This is a genomic window from Bacteroidales bacterium (assembly GCA_021648725.1).
In the GTDB taxonomy this organism is placed as follows: domain Bacteria; phylum Bacteroidota; class Bacteroidia; order Bacteroidales; family JAADGE01; genus JAADGE01.
Genome location: JAKISF010000008.1, coordinates 1 through 21,371, shown reverse-complemented (window position 1 = coordinate 21,371; position 21,371 = coordinate 1). Strand labels below are relative to the sequence as shown.

At 29.7% G+C, this 21,371-nt stretch carries 17 protein-coding genes; 6 read left to right on the top strand and 11 right to left on the bottom strand.

Translation table 11 applies throughout. The features are described 5' to 3' along the window. Positions 1-126: 126 nt before the first annotated feature. Both L3J35_04580 and L3J35_04575 read right to left on the bottom strand, forming a co-directional pair. Positions 127-1,260, bottom strand: a complete 1,134-nt coding sequence (locus L3J35_04580; protein MCF6365459.1) for a saccharopine dehydrogenase NADP-binding domain-containing protein — start codon at positions 1,258-1,260, stop codon at positions 127-129. 259 nt (positions 1,261-1,519) lie between these two features. Continuing rightward, on the bottom strand, positions 1,520-1,975 hold the full coding sequence (locus L3J35_04575; GenBank protein ID MCF6365458.1) for a DUF2147 domain-containing protein: 456 nt from the start codon (positions 1,973-1,975) through the stop codon (positions 1,520-1,522). A gap of 129 nt (positions 1,976-2,104) precedes the next feature. Here L3J35_04575 and L3J35_04570 point away from each other — a divergent pair, with 129 nt between their 5' ends. The 5 genes from L3J35_04570 (at position 2,105) to L3J35_04550 (ending at position 9,337) form a co-directional block, all read left to right on the top strand. Then, complete coding sequence (locus L3J35_04570) at positions 2,105-3,058, top strand: NAD-dependent epimerase/dehydratase family protein (protein MCF6365457.1); 954 nt, start codon at positions 2,105-2,107, stop codon at positions 3,056-3,058. Positions 3,059-3,353: 295 nt separating this feature from the next. Next, positions 3,354-4,955, top strand: a complete 1,602-nt coding sequence (locus L3J35_04565) for a hypothetical protein (protein MCF6365456.1) — start codon at positions 3,354-3,356, stop codon at positions 4,953-4,955. A 22-nt stretch (positions 4,956-4,977) separates the two neighbouring features. Next, entirely contained in the window at positions 4,978-5,856 is an 879-nt protein-coding gene (locus tag L3J35_04560; protein ID MCF6365455.1) for a hypothetical protein, read from the top strand. 3 nt (positions 5,857-5,859) lie between these two features. Further along, positions 5,860-8,139, top strand: a complete 2,280-nt coding sequence (locus tag L3J35_04555) for a tetratricopeptide repeat protein (GenBank protein MCF6365454.1) — start codon at positions 5,860-5,862, stop codon at positions 8,137-8,139. A 1-nt stretch (position 8,140) separates the two neighbouring features. Continuing rightward, positions 8,141-9,337 carry a hypothetical protein gene (locus tag L3J35_04550; protein ID MCF6365453.1) on the top strand — a complete coding sequence of 399 codons (1,197 nt, stop codon included), beginning with the start codon at positions 8,141-8,143 and terminating at the stop codon, positions 9,335-9,337. Between the two features lie 62 nt (positions 9,338-9,399). On the opposite strand, the gene L3J35_04545 is transcribed toward L3J35_04550, so the two are convergent. The 4 genes from L3J35_04545 to L3J35_04530 all read right to left on the bottom strand — a co-directional run bounded on the left by L3J35_04545 (position 9,400) and on the right by L3J35_04530 (position 15,883). Further along, positions 9,400-10,809: a peroxiredoxin family protein gene (locus L3J35_04545; protein ID MCF6365452.1), complete on the bottom strand. Its 1,410-nt coding sequence runs from the start codon at positions 10,807-10,809 to the stop codon at positions 9,400-9,402. Between the two features lie 65 nt (positions 10,810-10,874). Further along, positions 10,875-12,377 carry a PAS domain-containing protein gene (locus tag L3J35_04540; protein ID MCF6365451.1) on the bottom strand — a complete coding sequence of 501 codons (1,503 nt, stop codon included), beginning with the start codon at positions 12,375-12,377 and terminating at the stop codon, positions 10,875-10,877. 49 nt (positions 12,378-12,426) lie between these two features. Next, entirely contained in the window at positions 12,427-13,116 is a 690-nt protein-coding gene (rsmI, locus tag L3J35_04535; GenBank protein MCF6365450.1) for a 16S rRNA (cytidine(1402)-2'-O)-methyltransferase, read from the bottom strand. Positions 13,117-13,156: 40 nt separating this feature from the next. Further along, complete coding sequence (locus tag L3J35_04530) at positions 13,157-15,883, bottom strand: YfhO family protein (protein ID MCF6365449.1); 2,727 nt, start codon at positions 15,881-15,883, stop codon at positions 13,157-13,159. Positions 15,884-15,977: 94 nt separating this feature from the next. Between L3J35_04530 and L3J35_04525 the strand changes: the two genes are divergently transcribed. Next, positions 15,978-17,237: an oligosaccharide flippase family protein gene (locus tag L3J35_04525; GenBank protein ID MCF6365448.1), complete on the top strand. Its 1,260-nt coding sequence runs from the start codon at positions 15,978-15,980 to the stop codon at positions 17,235-17,237. Here the strand turns inward: L3J35_04525 and L3J35_04520 are convergent. The 5 genes from L3J35_04520 to L3J35_04500 are packed head-to-tail and all read right to left on the bottom strand — an operon-like array spanning position 17,234 to position 21,176. After that, positions 17,234-18,283 (bottom strand): hypothetical protein, encoded by a 1,050-nt coding sequence (locus tag L3J35_04520; protein MCF6365447.1) that lies wholly within the window; start codon positions 18,281-18,283, stop codon positions 17,234-17,236. The genes L3J35_04525 and L3J35_04520 overlap by 4 nt on opposite strands. A 1-nt stretch (position 18,284) precedes the next feature. After that, positions 18,285-19,097 (bottom strand): sulfotransferase, encoded by an 813-nt coding sequence (locus L3J35_04515; protein MCF6365446.1) that lies wholly within the window; start codon positions 19,095-19,097, stop codon positions 18,285-18,287. A gap of 4 nt (positions 19,098-19,101) precedes the next feature. Next, a complete protein-coding gene (locus L3J35_04510) occupies positions 19,102-19,875 on the bottom strand; it encodes a class I SAM-dependent methyltransferase (protein ID MCF6365445.1) in 774 nt (257 codons plus the stop codon). Between the two features lie 3 nt (positions 19,876-19,878). Next, a complete protein-coding gene (locus tag L3J35_04505; protein MCF6365444.1) occupies positions 19,879-20,544 on the bottom strand; it encodes a class I SAM-dependent methyltransferase in 666 nt (221 codons plus the stop codon). Then, positions 20,541-21,176 carry a sulfotransferase gene (locus tag L3J35_04500; GenBank protein ID MCF6365443.1) on the bottom strand — a complete coding sequence of 212 codons (636 nt, stop codon included), beginning with the start codon at positions 21,174-21,176 and terminating at the stop codon, positions 20,541-20,543. Before L3J35_04500 ends, L3J35_04505 begins: the two co-directional genes overlap by 4 nt. Positions 21,177-21,371 lie beyond the last annotated feature (195 nt).

Here is a 21,371-nt window from a genome sequence, read left to right as displayed (position 1 = left end):
ATATTTTGTTTTATTGTTATATAATACAAATATATAACTATATTTCTATATAAAAAAACGCTTATTTAGAATCGGTATAAATAAGAGACTGCAATTTATTAGTAAACATACGGTTATTGTTTTTTGTTAATTTATAAGCACTTTTTCTTTTTTATAAATAACACTTCTTTCTGACAGATAGTTGATTATGAACTTAAAGTTTTGTTCATTTTTGCCCAGGTATTCAGGAGGAGAGATTCCTGTATGTTTGTAATGATTATCGGCAAGTAAATTTACTGCTGCCGTACATGTATAGCCTGTTGTTCTTGCCATAGATGTTGTATTTGTTTCTTCATCAAAAGTATCAAACAAATCGTATGTATATTTTATTTTTTTGCTGTTTTCTGTTCCTTCACATATAACTCGCATAACCGTAAATTCTTTTTCTCCTTGCTTTAATTCCCATTTCGGGAAAAGCAATTTTGCAGTTAAATCAAGAGGAACAACTTTGTTTCCTTTAACTTCAACTTCTGTTTTGTCAAAAAAACCGCAAGCTCTGAGAACTTTCATATATTCGATTGTTCCCGGATAGCGTAATGTTTTTTCAATCATGTTCGGTATTTTCATTGTTTGCATTAAACTTCTGAGACCGTCTGTATTAAAAGCCTCCAATGTTCCTGCTCCTTCAAAAAATATATGTTCAGCCTCGCTTAATGCTTCTCGAATTATTAATTCATTATTTTGAATATATCTTGCCGGGCGTGTGTATTCTTCAATTACATCAATCGGAGAAAAAACGGCTTTATAATCAAACGGCCACTCTTTAACAAAAGGCAAGCCTCCTACATAGCACTTATAATCATTAATTTGCATCCTTTCATTATGAAAACCGCAAATAACATTTCCCATTCCGGGTGCAACACCGCAATCTGTTATTGCAATTACTCCTTTTTCTTTTGCAAGTTTATCAAGTTCAAAAGGGTCTTCCGGAAAAAATGATATATCAACAACATTTTTTTTTGCCTTTATTATTTCTTTTAAAGCCTTAAATCCCATAAAACCGGGAAGAGCATTAACAACAATATCTGCATTTTCAACAGCGTTTTTAATGTTGTTTGAATTAAATAAGTTAATTTCTGTTGTTTTGATGTTGTATTTATCATTTAATAATTTTAAAGCAGTTTTATCAATATCATAAGAATGCACATTAAATTTATTATTTAAATCAACAGCGATTGCTTTACCGACTAAGCCCGCACCAAGGACTGATACTTTTTTCATATATTTAGTTTGAAAATTTTCATAAAAGTAATAAAAGCTTAAGTCAAAAAAAAATCTTTGCTTTTGCAAAGATTTTAATAGTTTTAAATTTTAGACAGGGTTTTCAATTTGCCGCTAAAGCTTATAGTTTTTTTGCGAGAAACATTGAAAATACAATGTTTCTCGCCTTTATTTCTTAACAATTGTTACCGGAAACCAACTGATAATTACCATCTGATTTTTCAGCAGCAAATTAGGAGTTATTATTTGAAATATTTTTTTATTTAACTCTGTACCAACTTTGTGTTCTTCCGGCTAAGCCCCAACCGTCAATAGAACCCCTTACATTTAGTTTTTTTGGATTCTTTGCATCAATTTCCATTGTGCAATGATACCATTTTCCGTTACCGGGATCAAGTATCTTTCCGCCTTTAAGCTTTTTTCCGTCTGATTTCATATTAATAACAATAGCCATTCCAACAATTCTTTTGTTTTTTAAGGAACCCTTACATTCTTCACATAATTTATCTTGCGGTTCTTGTAATAATTTTGTTATTGCTCCGTAAAACTTTCCGTTTTTGGCTTGTTTAATACTAACATAAGATTTTGCTTCACCGGTTTCATCGTCTATTGTTTTCCACAATCCCGCTATCTTACTTACTTGTGCATGTGCCTGATTAACAAACAATGTCATTGTAATAAATGCTGCTAATACGAATAAAATTTTCTTTTTCATATGTATATTTTTTAAATAATTTCGGTTAAAATTAATTAATGTTTTTTAAAACAGCAATTTTTATTTCTTTTTTTGCTGTTTGTTTAATTCGGAATTCTTATTTTTGAAACAAATTTAAATAGTTTATTTATGGAAAGAGTTATGGTTATCGGTGCTGCCGGACAAATTGGTTCTGAGCTTGTTGCGGCTTTACGGCTTGTTCACGGGAATGAAAATGTTTTTGCAACGGACATTAAAGATGTTCCTGATGATATTAAAAATGCAGGACCGTCTGCAGTTCTTGATGTTATGGATGACAAACGCTTAATTCATTATGTAATTCGTCATAAAATAACACAAATTTATCATCTTGCAGCTGTTCTTTCCGGAAATGCAGAAAAATTACCGCTTCAGGCGTGGCATATTAATATGCAAAGTTTAATGAATATATTAGATTTGGCAAAAGTTGTAGAAGACATTAAAAAAGTTTTTTGGCCGAGTTCAATTGCTGTTTTCGGACCTACAACTCCTCGTGTTGAAACTCCGCAACTGACGATTACCGAACCGTCAACTGTTTACGGAATAAGTAAACTTGCAGGAGAACGATGGTGCGAATATTTTTATAACAGATACAATGTTGATGTGAGAAGTATCAGATACCCCGGCTTAATAAGCTATAAAACAGAAGCCGGCGGAGGAACAACGGATTATGCTGTTGAAATTTTTTATGAAGCAATTAAAACCGGAAAATATGAATGTTTTTTAAAGGACGACACAGCCTTACCGATGATGTTTATGGAAGATGCCGTAAACGCAACAATTAAATTAATGGAATCTCCGAAAGAAAGAATTACAATTCATTCAAGTTATAATGTCGGAGGAATAAGTTTTACACCGAAACAACTTTCAGAAGAAATAAAAAAACATATCCCTGATTTCGAAATTAGCTATAAACCTGATTTCAGACAACCGATTGCCGACTCTTGGCCCCAATCAATAAACGACAAAAAGGCACAAAAAGATTGGGGACTTGAAACAAAATATGATATAAAAGCATTAACTGAAGTTATGCTCAAAGGTGTGAAGAAGAAATTTGGGAAGTAGCCTTTTTCATTTATAACTCTACAATTGTTTATAGTGTGTGTTATCTTATATGCTCATCTTTTACATATTTGATGCTGTTAATAATCTATTGTTCTTTCGTAATCATGATTTAAGTTAAAGTAATCGAAAGATACTTTGGGGCTTACCCTTTGTATATATTTTTTATCAGACAACAATTTTAATAAATAAAGATTTCGTTCCAACTATTTTTAACCTTTTGGTATCTTACCCACTGAAGTATGATTTAAAATATTCGCATAAAAAACTCTCTAAATCTATTATTAAGCTTTAATTTATGAAAAACAATTTAATAAATACATATTATAACTATTTTAACAGATTTAATATAATTGTTTTTTTCATCTTTTTCATTTTACCGCTTATAATTGTTTTATTTAAATTCTCATTTTGGAATTACTCTTTTCAAAAAATTCTTCCTGTTACAACTTATGATGTTACGTTGGAAATGAATGCCACAGGTTATGACGATGACATTAACATATCTTGTTTTTTACCGTCAAATGACATAAGGCAAAAAATCAGCAATGAAACAAATATCTCTGAATCAGCGGAATTTACTGTTCATTCCGAAAAATCGGGAAGAGTAGGAAATTGGGCAATAAATAAACGAAATGTTGAGCACTATATATCTTATAAATTTACATTCTTCGGAAGTTCGCAAAAGTTTGAGATTGACTCTTCATTGATAATCCCGAAGAATACACCTTCTTCAATGAAAGAGTATTTGGAAACAACAGAGAATATTCAAGTTAACCATCCGTTCATTAATGAAATTTATGAAAAACATATATCTAAATCTAATAATGTAAATGAAGTTCTTGAATCAATTTTTAAATATGTTTATGCTATAAATCCCAGACCTTTTAAAGGGTTAACTGATGCTGTTACTGCTGCAAAATTAAACGAAGCATCATGTAACGGTAAAAGCAGATTGTTTGTTGCATTATCCAGAAAAGCCGGAATTCCTGCAAGGTTGGTCGGCGGAATTATATTAAGTAACGGAACAAAAAAAACATCTCATCAATGGGTTGAGGCATATATTCAAGGATACTGGGTACCATTTGATGCTTTAAATAATTACTATGCTGAAATACCCGCTAATTATTTGTCTTTATATAGTGGGGATTATTATTTATTTTCACATACTTCAAATATAAACTTTAATTATTTTTTTACTATAAACACAAGGATACAACCAAACCCGTCATTATTGACTGAATTAAAAGATACACCTTTGAATGCATATAAGTTTTGGTTTATTTTTACAAAAGTAGGTATTCCTTTAGGGCTTATTAAAATAATAATTTTGTTGCCTATGGGAGCATTATTTGTTGCAATATTTAGGAATGTTATAGGAATTCAAACCTTTGGTGTTTTTCTCCCTGCTTTAATTGCAATTGCATTCAGCGAAACAGGTTTGATATATGGTATGTCCGGATTTTTATTTATTACTGTTTTGGTGTCATTCATGCACTTCCCTTTAGAAAGGATGGGTCTGCTCTATGTTCCTAAAATGGCAATTTTATTAATTTTTGTTATCGTATCATCCATCTTAATATCGATATTAGCAATTGATGCAGGTCTTTATAAAATGTCGTATGTTACATTATTTCCAATTGTTATATTAACAGTAACCGCCGAAAGATTAGGCCGAAAAATAGAAGAAGACGGTTTGCAAAAAACTGCTGTTTTAATGATTCAAACTCTGTTTGTTGCTTCAGCAGCATTTTTTGTGATGAATTCAGATACTTTAGAGTCGGTATTTTTGGCTTTCCCTGAAATATTACTTCTTATAATCGGAACAGAATTATGGTTAGGCAAGTGGGTAGGTTTAAGGTTAACTGAATATTGGCGCTTTCGTTGGTTAATCTCTTAAATATAAATTTATATAATTACGAATGAATCGTTTCAAAACAATATTAAACCTTGATAAAAAGATTTTTGGTGTAAATGCCAGAAATCGGATTTTGGTATATCCGAACAATAAGAAAAAGGATTTTATTTTAGCCAATGATAAAATTGTTACAAAGCAGTTCTTTGAGCATCATAATATTCCGCATCCTAATACTTATGCAATAATTGATAAAATAGGAGAAATTAATAAAAAATGGAGTAGCTTATTAAAATACAAACAATTAGTTATTAAGCCTGCAAACGGCAAAGCAGGAGGAGGTATATTAGTTCTTAATAAAGAAACCGAAAATACTTGGAAAACACAATCAGGGAAGAAATACACATACCGAGATATAAGAAGTTTTATTGCAAATATAATATTTGGTATTTACTCGTTCGGAACAAATGACAGAACAATTGTAGAATATCAAATACAGTCACATAATTTCTTCAAAAAAATATATTCAAAAGGGGTTCCGGATATAAGAATAATTACATACAAAAAAATAATAATAAATATTATGCTGAGAATTCCGACAGACCGGTCTGACGGGAAAGCAAACCTCCACCAAGGAGCAATTGGGGTTTCGGTTGATTTGGAAACAGGCATTTTAAAAAAAGCTTATGATTATAAAAGCTATGAAATATTCCACCCTGATTCAAAAGTTATAATTGAAGGCTTGCAAATACCTTTTTGGCAGGAAATATTAAGTATTTCACAAAAAATTGCAAACAACTCTCCTCTTTTATTTTTAGGAATTGATATTGCAATTGACGAATATAAAGGACCGTTGGTACTTGAAATAAATGCAAGACCCGGTATTGAGATACAAAATGTTACTCAGACAGGATTAAGAGATTTATTATATGCAAATAAAATTTAAAGTATGATTAACCGCATTTTAAATACATTTATACCTTTTACTGTTATTTTGTTATTAATTACAGTAGCAATTATAATGGTTGACCGATATGCTGGAAGAATAAGTATTATGCCGAAAATAATAAAAATTACTTCTGTAAAAGAAGGTTCGGATGATTTATATACAGAATATGAAATTGAGGACAAAAATGAAAATATTGAATTAGAATCAGATACACTATTTGTTGAAGGAAATAAACTTTTTAATTCGGGGAACTATAAAGAAGCCGAAAAGTATTTCAGCATATTAGGCAATCAATATTCAAATAATAAGGGGATTATTAATAAAATAGGAATTATACAATTAAAATTAAAAAACTATAATAAAGCTATTGAGTATTTTAAGAAATGCATCTCGCTTGATAATCAATATGCTCCGGCTTATACGAATATGGGGATAGCTTATTCAAGAACACACAGATATTTAGAGGCCGAAAAAACCTACCTTGATTTAATAAGAATTCAATCAAAAAATACAAAATCACACCTTAATCTTGCAATTTTATATATAAAAATTAAAAAATGGGAAGATGCTGCAAAACATTCTGCAATTGCCGCCAACCTGTCAAGCGGAACAATTAAAGCCAAGGCATTATATTATTTAGGCTTAGCCCGGTTGCAAACAGGCAAAAACAGTTCGGCAAAAAGCAACTTTGAAGAAGCCGTCCTTTTAAAACCAAATTATATTTTACCCAGGGTTCAATTAGCTCTGTCAGAAGAATCAACAGAGAAAAAAAAGAAATACCTTAATGATATAATTTTGCTGAATCCAACGGTATATGAAGCATATTATCAATTAGCTTTCTTATTTTTTAAAGAGGGGAATATGAATCTGGCAGAAAAAAACTTTTTAAAAGCATTTGAATTAAATCCTGATGATGAAAAAACAATTAAAGCTTACGGTGATTTTTTAATTTCTCAAAACAGAAAAAAAGAAGCAGAAGAACTATATGCCGAAAATTTAAAACAAGATTCTCTTCAACCTCAATCCTATTTTAATATGGCTAAATTAAATTCAGCAAAAAAAGAATATAATAAAGCTATACTAAATTATGATAAGGCTATTAAATTAGCAGACGGTTATTACCCGGAAGCATATTTGAACAAAGGTTTGGTTCTAAGGAAGCAAAACAAATATAATAAAGCAATAAATTCTTATAAAGCTGCACTTTCTCAAAACAAATCATACCACGAAGCAAATTATAATATGGCTTTGTTGTATTTAAGATTAAAGGATACTGCCGCATCTGTCAGAAACTATAAAGAAGCTATTAAAAAATTCCCCGAATACGAAAAGGCATGGTTTAACTTAGCAACTATTTATGAGAAAACCGGCAAATTAGACTCTGCAATATATTCATATAAAAATGCTTTAAGGATTAATCCTGATTATTTAAAAGCAATGAAAAATCTTGCGATAGCATTCAGAAAAAACGGAGATAACTCTAATTCAATAAAAACATACGATGCTTTGTTACAAAAATACCCGAATTATATACCGGCAAAGTATAATTTAGCTTTAGTTTATATAAAAAACGGAAACAATGAAAAATCTTTAGAAATTTTAAATGACATTTTACATTCAGATCCGAATAATATAAATGCTATGAAGCAAATTGCCGATATTTATTTATCACAAAATAAAATAAACTCGGCAGCCGATATATTAAATGAAGCAATTGATATTAACCCTTCCGATTTCAAGAGTCGTTTTTTGTTAGCAAAAGTTTATTATTCCGGCAATGATTATATTAATGCAGTTTTTCAATTAGAAAAATGCCTTGCTCTAAACCCTTACAGTAAAAATGCGAATTATTTAATTATAGATATTCTTGAGAAAGAAAAAAAATGGAAAAGTGCTGCAGTTGCAGGGGAGAAGTATTTTAGATTTAAGCAAAGCAAAAATTTAGCATATAAAATTGCAAGAAATTATGATAAGGCTGATGACCTTGTTGCTGCTGAAAAGTGGTATTTAAAATCAATAGAAATGGGCAGGCATAAAAGTTGGAATTATTATTGGCTTGCAAAGCTGTATTATGAGAATAATGAATACAATAAAGCAGAAACAATGTTGAATAAAACTATAAAAGTTGATGATAAACATAAAAACGCATACTACTTACTCGGCAGAATTAAACAAAAAAACGATAATACTGATGAGGCCTTAAATTATTATGAAAAGGCTGTCAGTATTGATTCAGGATTTATTAAAGCACAAAATGCAATTAACGAAATATCAAAATAAAATGAAAAAAAAATATTTTACAACTTTAGCGATTGTAATGATAATAAGCTTACAATCATTCGGACAAATTAAATTTAAGCCGCAACTTTACAGCAATTTTGGCTATGAAAGTAATATTTTCAGAGCACCCGACAGGTTAATATTAAGAGACGGAAGTGAATTAACAGGATCTGACATGATTCTTTCGGATAGTTATTTTGACTTTGATTATGACCTATATTTTAAATATAGAATTAAGAAAAAACATACTTTAAGATTTCACAATAGTTTTTGGAACAGAAGATATTCAAATTACAATGTTTTAAACCAAAAGAAATTTAATGTAAGGTTTAATTACGAATACAGAATAAACAAAAAAATGCATTTAGGATTGAAATATAGATTCGATCGCGTAAATAAAATTGCAACATCTGTTTTGGGTGATGAGTTGACACGGTTATATTCTTATAAAATGAACCGTGCCGATTTATACTTTTATTATCGCATTTCTAAAAATACCGATATTGAACTTAATTCATCGTTCGGTAAAAGACTTTATGATACAACTTTCGGAATTTTACCGTTAGATTACAATGATGAGAAAATAGATATAAGATTACGACATGATTTTAAAATTAAAAAACTTGAATTAAAAGCAAACTTAGACATAGGATATTCTAAAAAAATGTTTTCTGAGATAATTGCTTCTGATATGTACGGAAAGGAATTAAATAATTACCCGCTTAGACTTTGGAACTATTATTTCGGCAAATTTTATGTGAGAGGGATTTTTGCAGATGTATTTGAAATTAAGCCGTTTATTGCATATAAAAGCAAAGACGATTTATTTGAAGATTACTACTCATATAACTCAATATCGTTCGGAATTAACTTCGGGTATAATACAGAAAAGCTGAATATAGACCTTACTCCTGAATATAAAACACTTAATTATTTGATAAGAACAGCTCCCGATCCTAATATTACAAATGACCCTTTATTAGCTTACAAGTATATGAGTTTTAAATTTAAAGGCAGCTATGAAGTTTATCCGGGAGTATTGTTGTCCTTTGAATTCAGGAACAAAAACAGAGAATCAAACACTCTTGATTTTACCAGAAAAACAAGACGTTCATATAACTACTATGAAGTTATGGGCGGTATTATTATTAATCCTCTGGAATTATACAATAAATTCAAAAGCGGGAAATATGAATAAAGCAATTTGTCTTATTTATATTCGCAGTTCTGTGCAACTAAATAAAAAAGCGAAAGAAAACGTTACTTGTTTTCGTCACGAATAAGTTTTCTTTTCCAACTTTGATATGCTTTGTAATAAACTGACTCAAAGTTTTCGGCAGGGCTCGGAGCAGGGTATAAAGATAATGTTCCCGTAGGATGTATAAGGTAATAAGTAGGATAGGCAACAACTTTATAGTCGCTTAAAACTTTATCTTTTTTGTTACAATACAATAATGTCCAGTCGTATTCTTTATTTTCTTTTAAATCTTTTATATAATCTGAATTTTCATCAACAAATATTGTTACTATTTTTAATAGATCTATTTCTTTTTTATTAAGTTGATTTAATAACTCTATTTCTTTTTGGCATGCGTAACTGTCTTTATTATAGAAACACAGATATACAAAGTTGTCTTCAAATTCATCGGGAGAAACAAATAATTCGTTTTCGTCAGGCAAACTGAAATACGGAATCGGATTTCCGACAATTAACTTTGCAGATTTATTAAGAAAATTATAAATAATGATTTCGGATTGTTTTGTTATATCTGTACTTTTTGCAGAACGCAGCAGCTTTATTATACTTTTTTGATAGGTGCTGTTTCTGTAAAATAATTTTGAAAGGTTCAGCAAAAAAAGATACTCGCGAAATTCTTTATTATAAAACATCTTATCTTTTGCCAAATAATTCATATAATTATTCCAAGAATAATCGGCAGAAAGAAAGTTATATAAAGTATCTCCGTTTGTTTGAAAAATAAATGATTTAAAAGATTTCTCAAGCATTTCATTATAGGCAGGGTTTTTAGCAAAAAGTTTTTGCCCCGAAAAATCTTTTCTGATGATTGCTTTTTTATTTTTATAGAAGGTTAAATGTCTTAAATATAGAAATTTATATTTTTTGTAATTGTTAAAAAAAGAGTTTGATATGTATGATGTGCTGTCATCTATTTTTTTTATTTCTTTTTCTACAATTCCTGAATTAATATACGTTTTATCTTTAAAAATTATTTTGTTTGATTGCTCCATAAGTCTGTTGAAAAGCTTTATTGCCGAGGTAATATTATCATCTCCGTTTAAAATTCTTATGTAAAATTGCATCGGTTCAAAATATGGATTTAATCTGTCATAATCGTTTCGGACTGTTTTTTTCGGTAATACAATTTTAAAATCTTTACCGGGTTCAAGAATTATTCTTCCTATAAAAACATCTAAATCAATAAATGCTTCAACGGTATCTTTTTCTGTCAGTTTAAAAGAAAAGTATCCTTCTTCATCAACTTTACATCTCGAGATTATTTGTTTTGTTTTTGTAATATAATCAGAATATACATACATTTCAAGTGTTGTTCCCGAATATGTTGCTGCATTTCCGTAAACGGAATATTCTTGAGAAAAAGCAGAATTTATGCTGATAATAAAGGTAATTATTAAATATATTCTGTTCATTTGAAATTGAATTAATAGAAGAAATTATTTATAACCTTTAAATAACGGATATTAATATTGAAAAATTATTTATGTTGTTTGTTGAGCTGCTTTTCAAGAAGTTTTTGCTCGGTTATGTCAATTCCGATATTTATTACTTTTTCAGGTTTACCTTCATTATTTAATATCGGAGTGAAAGTTTCAAGCAACCACATTTCTTTGTCTTCATTTTTTATATAATATTCTTTTGTTCTCGTTTTTCCTTTGCGAAGGTCATTCCAAAATTCTTCAAACCACTCCGGATTTTCTTTTGCCTCTTTTAGAATTTCAAAATGGGTTTTCCCTATTTGTTCTTCTTTTTTAAGATTAAAAAGTTCCAAGTTTTTTTGATTTATATTTGTAATTCTGCCTTCCATATCATAAAATACAACTGATGCAACAGAAATAAGAGCTTTCAATATTCCGTTACTTTCAGCAGCTTGCTCAGCAATTTTATCTTTTGCTTTTTGAAGTTGATTTATTGTTTGTTCTGTCTCTTTTTCTTTTAAAGCTAATTCTTCTGCTTGTTTTTTAAAATCTTCTGCCAGTGTTTTTGTAAGAAGTTTTGTTTTCAGATTATAAATTTCGGTTGCTATTCTTTCACCTACGGCATTTATAAAATTAATTTTATAATCAGGTATTTTATATAAAGATGCAATTTCGATAACTCCGAATAATATATTCTCGTGCATCATAGGAACTAAAAGTAGTGTTTCGGGAGTATCTTCGCCCAAGCCTGAACCTATAAATGTGTAGCCTTCCGGCAGATTTTCAATTTTAATTGTTTTTAGGTCTTTTGCACATTTTCCTACTAATCCTTCGCCAATTTCAAATTCTGCATCAAGAATTTTCTTTTTGTCGAATGCGTAGGCTGCTTCTAAAACGAGAGTTTTTTCTTCACCGTTTTCATGTAAAACAAAAATACCTCCTTGCTCAACTTCTAAATGTTTTACTAATTTTTTAACTGCTGCGGAAGCTAAATCTTCGGTACTTTCAAAATCTTGTTGTAATAATTTTGCAAAATCTGCTATACCGTTTTGAAACCATTGTGTTTTTTTATTTTCTTCAACAGTATATTTTTTTTCTTTTTCAATTGAAATCAAGTTTTCTTGAATTTCGGATAATGTTTTTCCGATAATTGCATCGGAACTTATATGTTTTTCTAATTCTTCAAATTTACCTGATTTAAGATTTTCTGCATATAATGATGCGTTATGCAATGTTTTTTGCAAAGTTATCAGTTCTGCCGAAATTATTCCTATATTGTCTTTTCGGGCAGTATTCAGTTTTGTTTTTTGATTAGACTTGCCGGAATTTATATTTCTGATAAATAGTTTGATACGACTTAACGGCTTTTCTATGTCAATGATTAACAGAAATATAGTAAGACTTATTAAAATTAAAGAAGATGCTGAAATTATTCCGAAAATAATTATATTGTTTTCAACAAATTGAGTAATCGATTCAAAAGGAATTATTATAAGAAAAGCTGAACTTATAATGATTGCGGTTAAAAGGATTGATATGAATATTTTAAATCTTATTTTCATTCTTTATTTTATATTCAAAAGCAAATATAGTTATTTTTAATTTGAAATTTTAATCCTTAGGGTTATCATTCTTTTTTCCGTATATAACAACGACTATTTCGCCTTTTATTGTTTTTTCTTTGTAGTATTCGATTAATTCATTTGCTGTTCCTCTTTTTGTTTCTTCGTAAATTTTTGTCAGTTCGCGAGAAACCGATATCTGCTTTTTATCTCCGAAAAATTCTGATATTTGGTTAAGCAGTTTTAATAATCTGTGAGGAGATTCATAAAAAATAATTGTTCTTTCTTCATTAGTCAATTCTTTTAATCTTTTTTGCCGTCCTTTTTTTTGCGGTAAGAAGCCTTCAAAACAGAACTTATCGGAAGGAAAACCTGAGTTTATCAGTGCAGGAACAAATGCTGTTGCTCCGGGTAAGGTTTCAATTTCAATTTTGTTTTTTATACACTCTCTGACAATCAAAAAACCGGGATCTGAAATGCCCGGAGTACCTGCATCGGTTACTAATGCAATTGATTTTCCGGATTTCAATTTTTCGATAATCGGTTGAATTTGTTTGTGCTCGTTAAATTTATGATAGGCTTGAAGTTTGTTTCGAATTTCAAAATGATTTAAAAGAACTGATGTTTTGCGTGTATCTTCCGCCAAAATTAAATCAACATCTTTCAACACTTCAATTGCTCTGAAAGTTATATCTTTTAAATTGCCGATAGGCGTCGGGACTATATAAAGTTTTGACATATTTTAATTGAAAGGTTAAAACTAATAGTTGAAATTTAATTTAGGCTTTTTGTTTCCTCCTTTTTTTAATTATAAAATAAAATAAGAAACTCCAAAAACTGAGAATTGAGATTAACGAAACCATATTTGCAAACCTTGAATGCTTAGGAACGTAATATAATTCAATATTATAAGAACCCTTCGGAAGAACAATTCCGGCAAACCCGAAATTAATTCTTTGCAGGAGTTCCTCTTTGCCGTTTACTTTTATTTTCCAGCCTTCATCGTAGGGTATCGTGAAAAATAACATTTTTGTTTTTGGTAAAATTATTTTGCCTTTAATATTTGAATTAGAAAAATTTTCTATTTGAAAAGTGTCTTGTTTTAATTCGTCGGTTATTTTTTTGTAAATATCAAAATTGAAACTTGAAGCAGGAACAAGTATGTTTGAATCATTAAATTGTATTTTTTCAAAACTGCTGATATTTACATTTTTATTAAATTCTTTTTCATAAACAAAACCTGATAAAAGTGCAATTTGATTTCTGAAATTTGAAACACTGTATTTTGAAATTGTTATTGAATATTTCTCTGCATCTTCTGTTCCGAGTTGTTTTATCAATACATCATTGAAAGTGTTGTTGTTTGAATATCTGATGTTTATGACAGTCTGTAGTTTAGAAATAATTTCTGTTAATTTTTGTTGCTCAACAGTTCGGGATAAATCTGTATATATATTTGTTAAAGATTGCCCGGTAACTTGGTAATTAATCAGATTTTTAAAATCTTCCGAATCAATGTATTTATCATAAGTATAACCGAAAGGTAAATAATATCTGTTTTTTAAAATTGTTATACCGCTCTCAGTTGATAATGAATCAAAACCGAATAGAAGAAATTCAGGATTTTTTGATTTGCTCAAATGATATTTCACATTTCCGAAAGTTTGCAACAGAGGAGAGCCACGTAATCCGGTTAACCATCTTGTAGCCGTTTCATCTCCTTTTTGTATAACGCCGGTTTTTTCAAGAAACCGAACATAATTAAGTTGATTAAATGAAGAATAAGATGTTGTTCCGAAATAGTCTTGTGCTAAGGCATCATTTAAACTGCTGTGTACTGCATTTCCTGATTGATAATCTTTTTCGGTTCTGAAAAAAGGTGTTTTATCTGTTGATTTGATAAGTTTTACAGCTTTTATTGAGCCGTCGGCATAACCGGCTTTGTCTTTTTTAAATTCTGTTTTTGTAATCGGTTCTCTTGTGGCGTATGATTGGTAAGAAAAATACGAAAGTTCAAAAATAACAAGCAACATAATTGCCGATTTTGATAACGATTTATATTTTGGTTTTGATAAAAGAAAAATGAAAAGGGCATATAAAACCAAAAGAATTATAACTGAATTCCGGATAGTTGAATTAATGTTAACAGAAGAAATGCTCTCATAGGGTACAAAAAGAAGAATAATAAGAACTGTTAAACTTGCAGCAAGCAAAGGTAAATTAATTTTAGCTGTTTTTATTATTTCGTCAGCAGCAAATATTGCAAAGAGCAATAAGGTAAAAGGAATGAAAAAGTCAAAACCGTAGCGAAAATAGTCACCCGTAAAAGCAAGCATAGAATATCTCAAATAAGGGAAAAATAAAGTAAGCACCCAAAATCCGAGGAAAGTTCCGAAAATGATTTTTTTTCTTTTATTAAGGCGAATAAAAACTTGCGGAAATATCAACAAAGTAAGTAATCCTATATAAAAAAGCGGTGCTTCAAGATAATTGGACCAGCCGTGAAAATTACTTCCCGTTCCGAGAATATCGCTTGAAAAAAAGCGAAAAATAGTTGTTCCTGCAAGGTTTCCGTGTTCGGTAATATCTTGCCCTGCACTTAAAATGTTGCTGTATGACACATCTCCGGCAACTCGCGGACTGTTATACATTTTCAAAAAAGAACGTAAAAGATGAGAGAAGTTCATCATTAAACCGACAAATCCGAGCAGTATCATTTTTCCGGATAGTTTGAAGTAGTCGGGCAATTTGTTTTTTTCTTCGGAAAAATATCTGAAAAGTGAGTATAAAACTAAAAATACGGAATAAATAAATAAAACAAAAGGGTTTGAAGACAGCAAGATTACTGCAAAAGGGAAAAAATACCATCGTTTTTTTAAATAAAGTTGTTCAAATGCAAAAAGCAAAAACATTGCTTTAAAAATGTGCGAAGAAAATCCCCACCCGGCACCTACAACCATATAGCCGGAGAAAGAAATCAACAATGCACCGATAAACGAGATATGTTTTTCAAAAGATAAAGTTCTGAAATACAAATAGCTGATAATTCCGCTGAACAAAAAAGAAAAAATAAAAATTCGCAAAAATCTTCCGAATATAAAAAAGTTAGCACCGCCGAAACTTGCTCCTAAATAGTCAATTGTTTGACGCAAAAGTCCGTACGGTTCGGAAGCAATACCCGTAATGTATTCATCACCCATGCCTTTGGAAAATGACCATTCTGAGAAAAACCCTTCTTTTAAAAGGTTAATTTTATGAACCAAGCCCGGATAATTTTGGTTTATGCTGTCACTGCCTATGTCTTTAAAAAAGAAAAGATACTCGCCTGTTAAATATTTTGAGAAAGCAAAAAAACCGATAACAAAAATTAATAATGAAAGTGTCCAAACATTAAAATATTTTTCAAAAAAGAATGTTTGTGTGTATTCTGTTTTTGTTTGTTTCGTATTTTTTTTAACAACATTTTTTGTTTTGATGTTATCTTTTGATTTTTTGCTTCTTTTCATATTGTTTGAAGTAAAGTAATGTTTCAAAATTATTATAATTATTTTGAAAATAAAAAAATGTTATTTTTACGCTTTAGCTTAATAATTATTTCTGTTGAAAAAAATAAGGCGTAAAATATATAATATCAGTAAAAAAACAGGCGATCGCCTGGGATTTGATTTACCTTATTTTGTTGAAAACGGTTTTTGGATGCTTCTCAGCCAAGCGGTTGTTATGGTTGCAGGACTTGCAACATCAATGCTGTTTGCTCGCTTTTTTGAGAAAGAAATATACGGTCAATATCAGTTAGTGTTGTCGATTATTGCTTTTTTTTCGTTTTTTTCAGTTCCGGGATTAAATCCGGCTTTGATAAGAAGTATAGCCAAAGGTAATGAAGGCGATTTGAAACTCGGTGTTAGCCGGGCACTTAGATTTTCGCCTTTCGGAAGTTTATTTCTTGTAGGTGTTGCCGTTTACTATTTTTTTAAATCGGAAGAACTTGTTGCGTTTGCATTACTGTTATCGGCTGTTGTTTTCCCTTTTTTGTTTTCTTTTGATAAATGGCAGGTATTTCTGAAAGGAAAAGAACAATTTGAGAAATTTACGAAGCATAATATTTTAATAACAATCGGAAAAACTGTTTTGATTGTTTCGGCAATTGTTTTATTTCGAAATTATTTGTTACCTGTTGTAGCTGCATATCTTTTCGGCACTGCATTTTTTCACATTGTGCTATATTTAAGAACAAAAAAGGAAATAAAAAACAACCAAAAAGGTAAAGACACATTGCAATATGCCGGATTTATTACGAAATTAGGTATCTTAAATACGGTAGTAAACCATTTTGATAAAATTTTAATAGGTATTTTAGATATAAAAATGCTTGCTGTGTATGCAATTTCTTTGGGTTTAATTAACATCATAAAAAATTTCATTAAAAGTGCAGCAGCTATTACTTTCCCTAAGTTTGCAAAGCATAATATTTCATTGTCCGTTAAACAAATACTAATTTTACTTTTTTTTGGAATAATACTTACCGGAATTTTATTTTTTATTGCAGATGATTTGATAAGGATACTTTATACCGATAAATATTTAAAATCTGCCTATTATTTCAAATTATTTGTATTGATAGTTCCGCTTTTTATAGTAAGTTCGGTTTTGTCAAAAAAAGTTTTGGCAAGAAAAAACGAAAAGATTCTTATTCATCTTAAAATTACTATTCCTGTTATTACTTTACTATTTTCGGTAACAGTTTATTTATTTACAAAAAAAATTGAATACTTTATTTTTGCGAAGTTCTTCTGTTTCAATATTTTGAATTTTATTATTTTAATTTTACCGGAGAAAAAAGACCGTTTAGAAAAAGGCTAATCTTCCGAAAGGCTTTTATTCAGAGCATGCACAAATTTCATCCAACGATTAATTGTTCTGCGAGTTCCTCTGCCGTGGTGAATAAAAATTAAATCATTATTCTCATTTATTGAGTATCGCCAGTAATTTTTACGCTTGCTCAAAAACCATCGTATGTTTTCCCATTTTTTTCCTGCCCTCAGCACAAACTTATATCGTTTTTTGAATTCTTTTTTATTAGTTGTTAAGTTTTCGTAAATAATTGCATTCCCTATTTTTTCAACATCACGTTTAGTTATACCGAGTAAATCAAAAGTTGTTTTCCATAATCCTTTTGTACCGCCGAATGAAGCAGCAACGAAAACATTGTTCCCTTTTGCAATTTCTTCATAAATTAATGCTTCTCCCGAATCAATCCAGTCGCATTTCAACATTGGTTTGTTTTCTTTGAGGGAACATAAATCTTGCAAAAACTTTGACCTTTCAATATACGGATTATTGTCATAAAGTAACCAGTCGGTTTCGGAATCAGTTACTAAATTTCGATCAATAAGCATGCAACCGGTAAAAGGAATTACATGTCTTTGGGTAAAAGATGCAATTCGTGTTTTTTCGTTAAGTTTAGATAAAAGATGTTCGAGAAAATCTTTTTTTAAGGCAATCATATCGTTATGGCTGAAAAAAACGTAGGGTGATTTTGAAAAATAGAATCCTACGGCTGATGAAATTGACATACCGTATGAACCTGCTCCGTGTTCAGGGTGGCTTGCTTTGTGGTCTTCAACTAAAATTTTACTTACTTTATTGTGTTTGATTAGTTGATTAAAAATGTTTTCATCGCCTGATGATTCTACGATTATTACATTTATCGGTATTTTATCTTCAAGCAAAAGATAGTTAAGTGCCGTTGCATTTGTAAGTTCGGGTTTTCGAAAACCGTTGATGATTATGTCGATTTTTGCAACCTGCTTTTTTAAATCATGCCAAACCGTAATTGTTTTCGGCAGAACCTTTAATGCTGTTTCGGTTTTAAACAGTTTGTTTGTGTTTATTATTGTTTTTTGCATATCAAAATTCTAAATCGGGGTATATTTTTTGAACGAGATTATCATTTCGAACAATTTCGAGTAACCGGTTGTAACCTTCGGGTTTTTCGTAGTTGCTTGTTTTGCTTTTTATCATTTCTGAGATTTCTTTTTCTTCAATTTTGCTTTCGGTAAATTTGATTATCTTTTGAATAACTTCTTTTTTGTGAAGATCTTCGTATCTGACAATCAGCGTATTATGTGTGTTGTTTTTTGATGTTGCATAAAGAATTTCTGTAAAGCTTTTCCAAACTTTAAACGCTTCTTCAAGTTGCATTTCAAATTTTAAGTTCGGTCTTTTTTTCAGTTTTATAAGAAATCGTTTTTGTTCGAAATAATATATGCTCATACATACATCAACAGGATTTCGAAAGATGATAAGTAATTTTGCTTCGGGGAATATTTTTTGCCAAATCGGCAACAATAAAACAGTTCTGGGATCTTTAAAGCCCCATTTTATTTTTTCTTTTGTAAATTGGTGTTTTAAAACTTTTCGGATACCGAAAAATTGTGATTTAATTTTTTTATCAACCAATATTTTAAGCCTTTGGGCTTGTTCGTTTAAAAAGTTCTCATTTTGTGTTTTTCTTAGGAATGTATCAAAATTATAAGCCGTAGAGTTATTTGCTTTTAGAGTTTGATTATTTAACTGAAAAAAAAACTTTGCTTCGTTATTTATATTTTGATTTTTACCGGTAAAAATGCCGGTTTTTTCAAAAATTCGCGACATTAAACTTGTTCCGGAACGATGGACACCGAGAATTATGTATGGTTTGTTGTCAAAAACTTGTTTCATAGGTTTATTTTTTTATTGCAACAGCAAACATATATGAACATAAATCTCTTTCTGATATGGGTTTATCCAAAAAAGGGTTTAAGGATAGTAAAGATTTTAAATAATAAAGGTATCTGCTAACTCCTATTTTTTTATTGAGTACTTTAAGTGTTTTTCTGTATTTTAATAAATGAATTATTTTATGACTCATAACAATTTCTGTTTTATTAAAATATTCAGAAAAAAGTTGTTTGAATTCATCAGGAAAAAATTCTTTTACGTGCATTTTGTCTAAAGGAAATTCAGTATATCGAATTGGGGTGCCGAAAATTATAACAGCATCTTTTTTTGCTGTTCTTTTTGCTTCTTTCAGCATTTTAGAGGGGGAATTAACATGTTCAATTACATCGGAGGACAAGATAATATCAAAAAAATTGTTATCAAAATTTGTTTCATAAACACCGGAAACTGAAAAAACACCGTCTGTAATTTTTTGTTCAGCAGTTTTCAGAGCACTTTCAGATAAGTCTATTCCGTATATATTAAAGGAATATTGAGGCAAATGTTTTTTTAGCATATAGATTAAAGCTGCATCTCCACATCCCATATCTAACAGATTCAACCTTTTTTTAAAATCAAAATTACATTTTTTCAATGCTTTTTTTAATAATAAGATATGTTTAAGATATCGAGCATAAACAAATGCATTAAATGTAAAAGGGTTAGATAAATTAATTTGCTTGTAATGATAATCTTTTCCTCTTTTTTCGTATTTATCAAAAATTATTTCTTTTGACATATATTATTTTTTTGCAATTATAAAATAACCTCCGTGATAATTTCCGAGTTTTTTATGATTTTTTATCCAAGCTGTGCGGTCAAGTTTATTTGTCAGGTCAAAAAAAGGTAAAAGTAAATATCCGAAATATCTTAAAATTGCCGGTAAAGACAGAATGAAATCTTTTTTCATTGAGTTCCTTACGGTAAAAAACCTGCCGTTTATTTCAATTGTTTCAATAGAGAAACCATTTTTTTTCAATTCTTTTTTCCATTTAATGAGTGTTCGGCGTTGAAAATCATAAGGGTCGGCATGTATCGGATAAAGAAACGGTATTGACAAGACTAATTTACCGCCTTTTTTTAAAACACGATAACATTCAGTAATACCTTTATCTATTTCTGCAACGTGTTCAAAAAGTTCTATTGCATTAACTACATCAATACTTTCAGTTTCAACGGCATGCATATCGGCAACATCAAGGATTATATTCGGATTATGCTTTGCTTCAATATCTGCAAAAATCCATTTTTCAACTTGTTGCTTGGGTTTTTGTGTAATACCTCTGTCTCTGCCGCCTATATCCAAAACCACACCTTTATATATATATACGTATTTTTTCAGAAGTTTATCAAGTATTTGTCTTCTGTATGTGCTTCGTAAGTAATATTTTAACTTCGTTAATTTCATTTAAATAAAAAGCGATATATTTTGTAAAGATAAAAACTTAATTTTGCAAACAACAGTAACAAAGGCTTTTTGTAAGTAATCATTTCCGGATATTTTCTGTGAATTATTTTTCGAAAGTTTCTGTTCATGTATAAGGTATTTACCAAAACAAACAGTTCTTTTTTGTTAAATTCATTTTCCGGTTTTTTAATGCCTTTGTTTTTGACTATTTCTCTGGTTTGCCTCTTGTTTTTGAACATTGAATTTGCTGTTGCCGGAAGACTGTTGATTGTGGGAACAGTCAGGCTGTCAGAATATTGTATGTTCAGATAAGTGCATAAGTTTTTCATTATCGGTTTTGTATTACTCAGCATATCTTCATAAGTAATAATTTTGTAGTCCTTTATTGTTCGTGAATTTTTCAATGTTTTTTCGTATAAAAATACTTGAAAAAGAGATAAGGTTTCAATCCTGCTTTTACGATTTCTGATTTTATGAAGATGCTTAAGTGAAATGATATTTTGAATCGGGTCTCTGACGATATTTATAAATTTTGCATCAGAATAAAATTTCAATATTTTATTTGTATATAATTCATTTAATGGTGTTTTTTCTGCCCAATATTCAAGCTTGTCGAGTTCATTGTGTTTCACGGAAAGAATAAAGCTTTTTAGAATTGCATTGAAATGATTTTTTTCAGTATCCTTGAATATAAATAAGTAATTAGGGCTTGCTGATTTTTAAATTAGATGAACATAATTATTTGAGGCACAGCAAAATAATAGCAAAAAACATGTTGAAATATTTGTATAAGTGCAATGCTTTTTATATATTTATAGCATAAAACC

What these genes read in the sequence shown, in the direction of transcription:
- L3J35_04580 (MCF6365459.1), bottom strand. Translation starts at nt 1,260, where the DNA reads ATGAAAAAAGTATCAGTCCTTGGTGCGGGCTTAGTCGGTAAAGCAATC.
- L3J35_04575 (MCF6365458.1), bottom strand. Translation starts at nt 1,975, where the DNA reads ATGAAAAAGAAAATTTTATTCGTATTAGCAGCATTTATTACAATGACA.
- L3J35_04570 (MCF6365457.1), top strand. Translation starts at nt 2,105, where the DNA reads ATGGAAAGAGTTATGGTTATCGGTGCTGCCGGACAAATTGGTTCTGAG.
- L3J35_04565 (MCF6365456.1), top strand. Translation starts at nt 3,354, where the DNA reads ATGAAAAACAATTTAATAAATACATATTATAACTATTTTAACAGATTT.
- L3J35_04560 (MCF6365455.1), top strand. Translation starts at nt 4,978, where the DNA reads ATGAATCGTTTCAAAACAATATTAAACCTTGATAAAAAGATTTTTGGT.
- L3J35_04555 (MCF6365454.1), top strand. Translation starts at nt 5,860, where the DNA reads ATGATTAACCGCATTTTAAATACATTTATACCTTTTACTGTTATTTTG.
- L3J35_04550 (MCF6365453.1), top strand. Translation starts at nt 8,141, where the DNA reads ATGAAAAAAAAATATTTTACAACTTTAGCGATTGTAATGATAATAAGC.
- L3J35_04545 (MCF6365452.1), bottom strand. Translation starts at nt 10,809, where the DNA reads ATGAACAGAATATATTTAATAATTACCTTTATTATCAGCATAAATTCT.
- L3J35_04540 (MCF6365451.1), bottom strand. Translation starts at nt 12,377, where the DNA reads ATGAAAATAAGATTTAAAATATTCATATCAATCCTTTTAACCGCAATC.
- rsmI (MCF6365450.1), bottom strand. Translation starts at nt 13,116, where the DNA reads ATGTCAAAACTTTATATAGTCCCGACGCCTATCGGCAATTTAAAAGAT.
- L3J35_04530 (MCF6365449.1), bottom strand. Translation starts at nt 15,883, where the DNA reads ATGAAAAGAAGCAAAAAATCAAAAGATAACATCAAAACAAAAAATGTT.
- L3J35_04520 (MCF6365447.1), bottom strand. Translation starts at nt 18,283, where the DNA reads ATGCAAAAAACAATAATAAACACAAACAAACTGTTTAAAACCGAAACA.
- L3J35_04515 (MCF6365446.1), bottom strand. Translation starts at nt 19,097, where the DNA reads ATGAAACAAGTTTTTGACAACAAACCATACATAATTCTCGGTGTCCAT.
- L3J35_04510 (MCF6365445.1), bottom strand. Translation starts at nt 19,875, where the DNA reads ATGTCAAAAGAAATAATTTTTGATAAATACGAAAAAAGAGGAAAAGAT.
- L3J35_04505 (MCF6365444.1), bottom strand. Translation starts at nt 20,544, where the DNA reads ATGAAATTAACGAAGTTAAAATATTACTTACGAAGCACATACAGAAGA.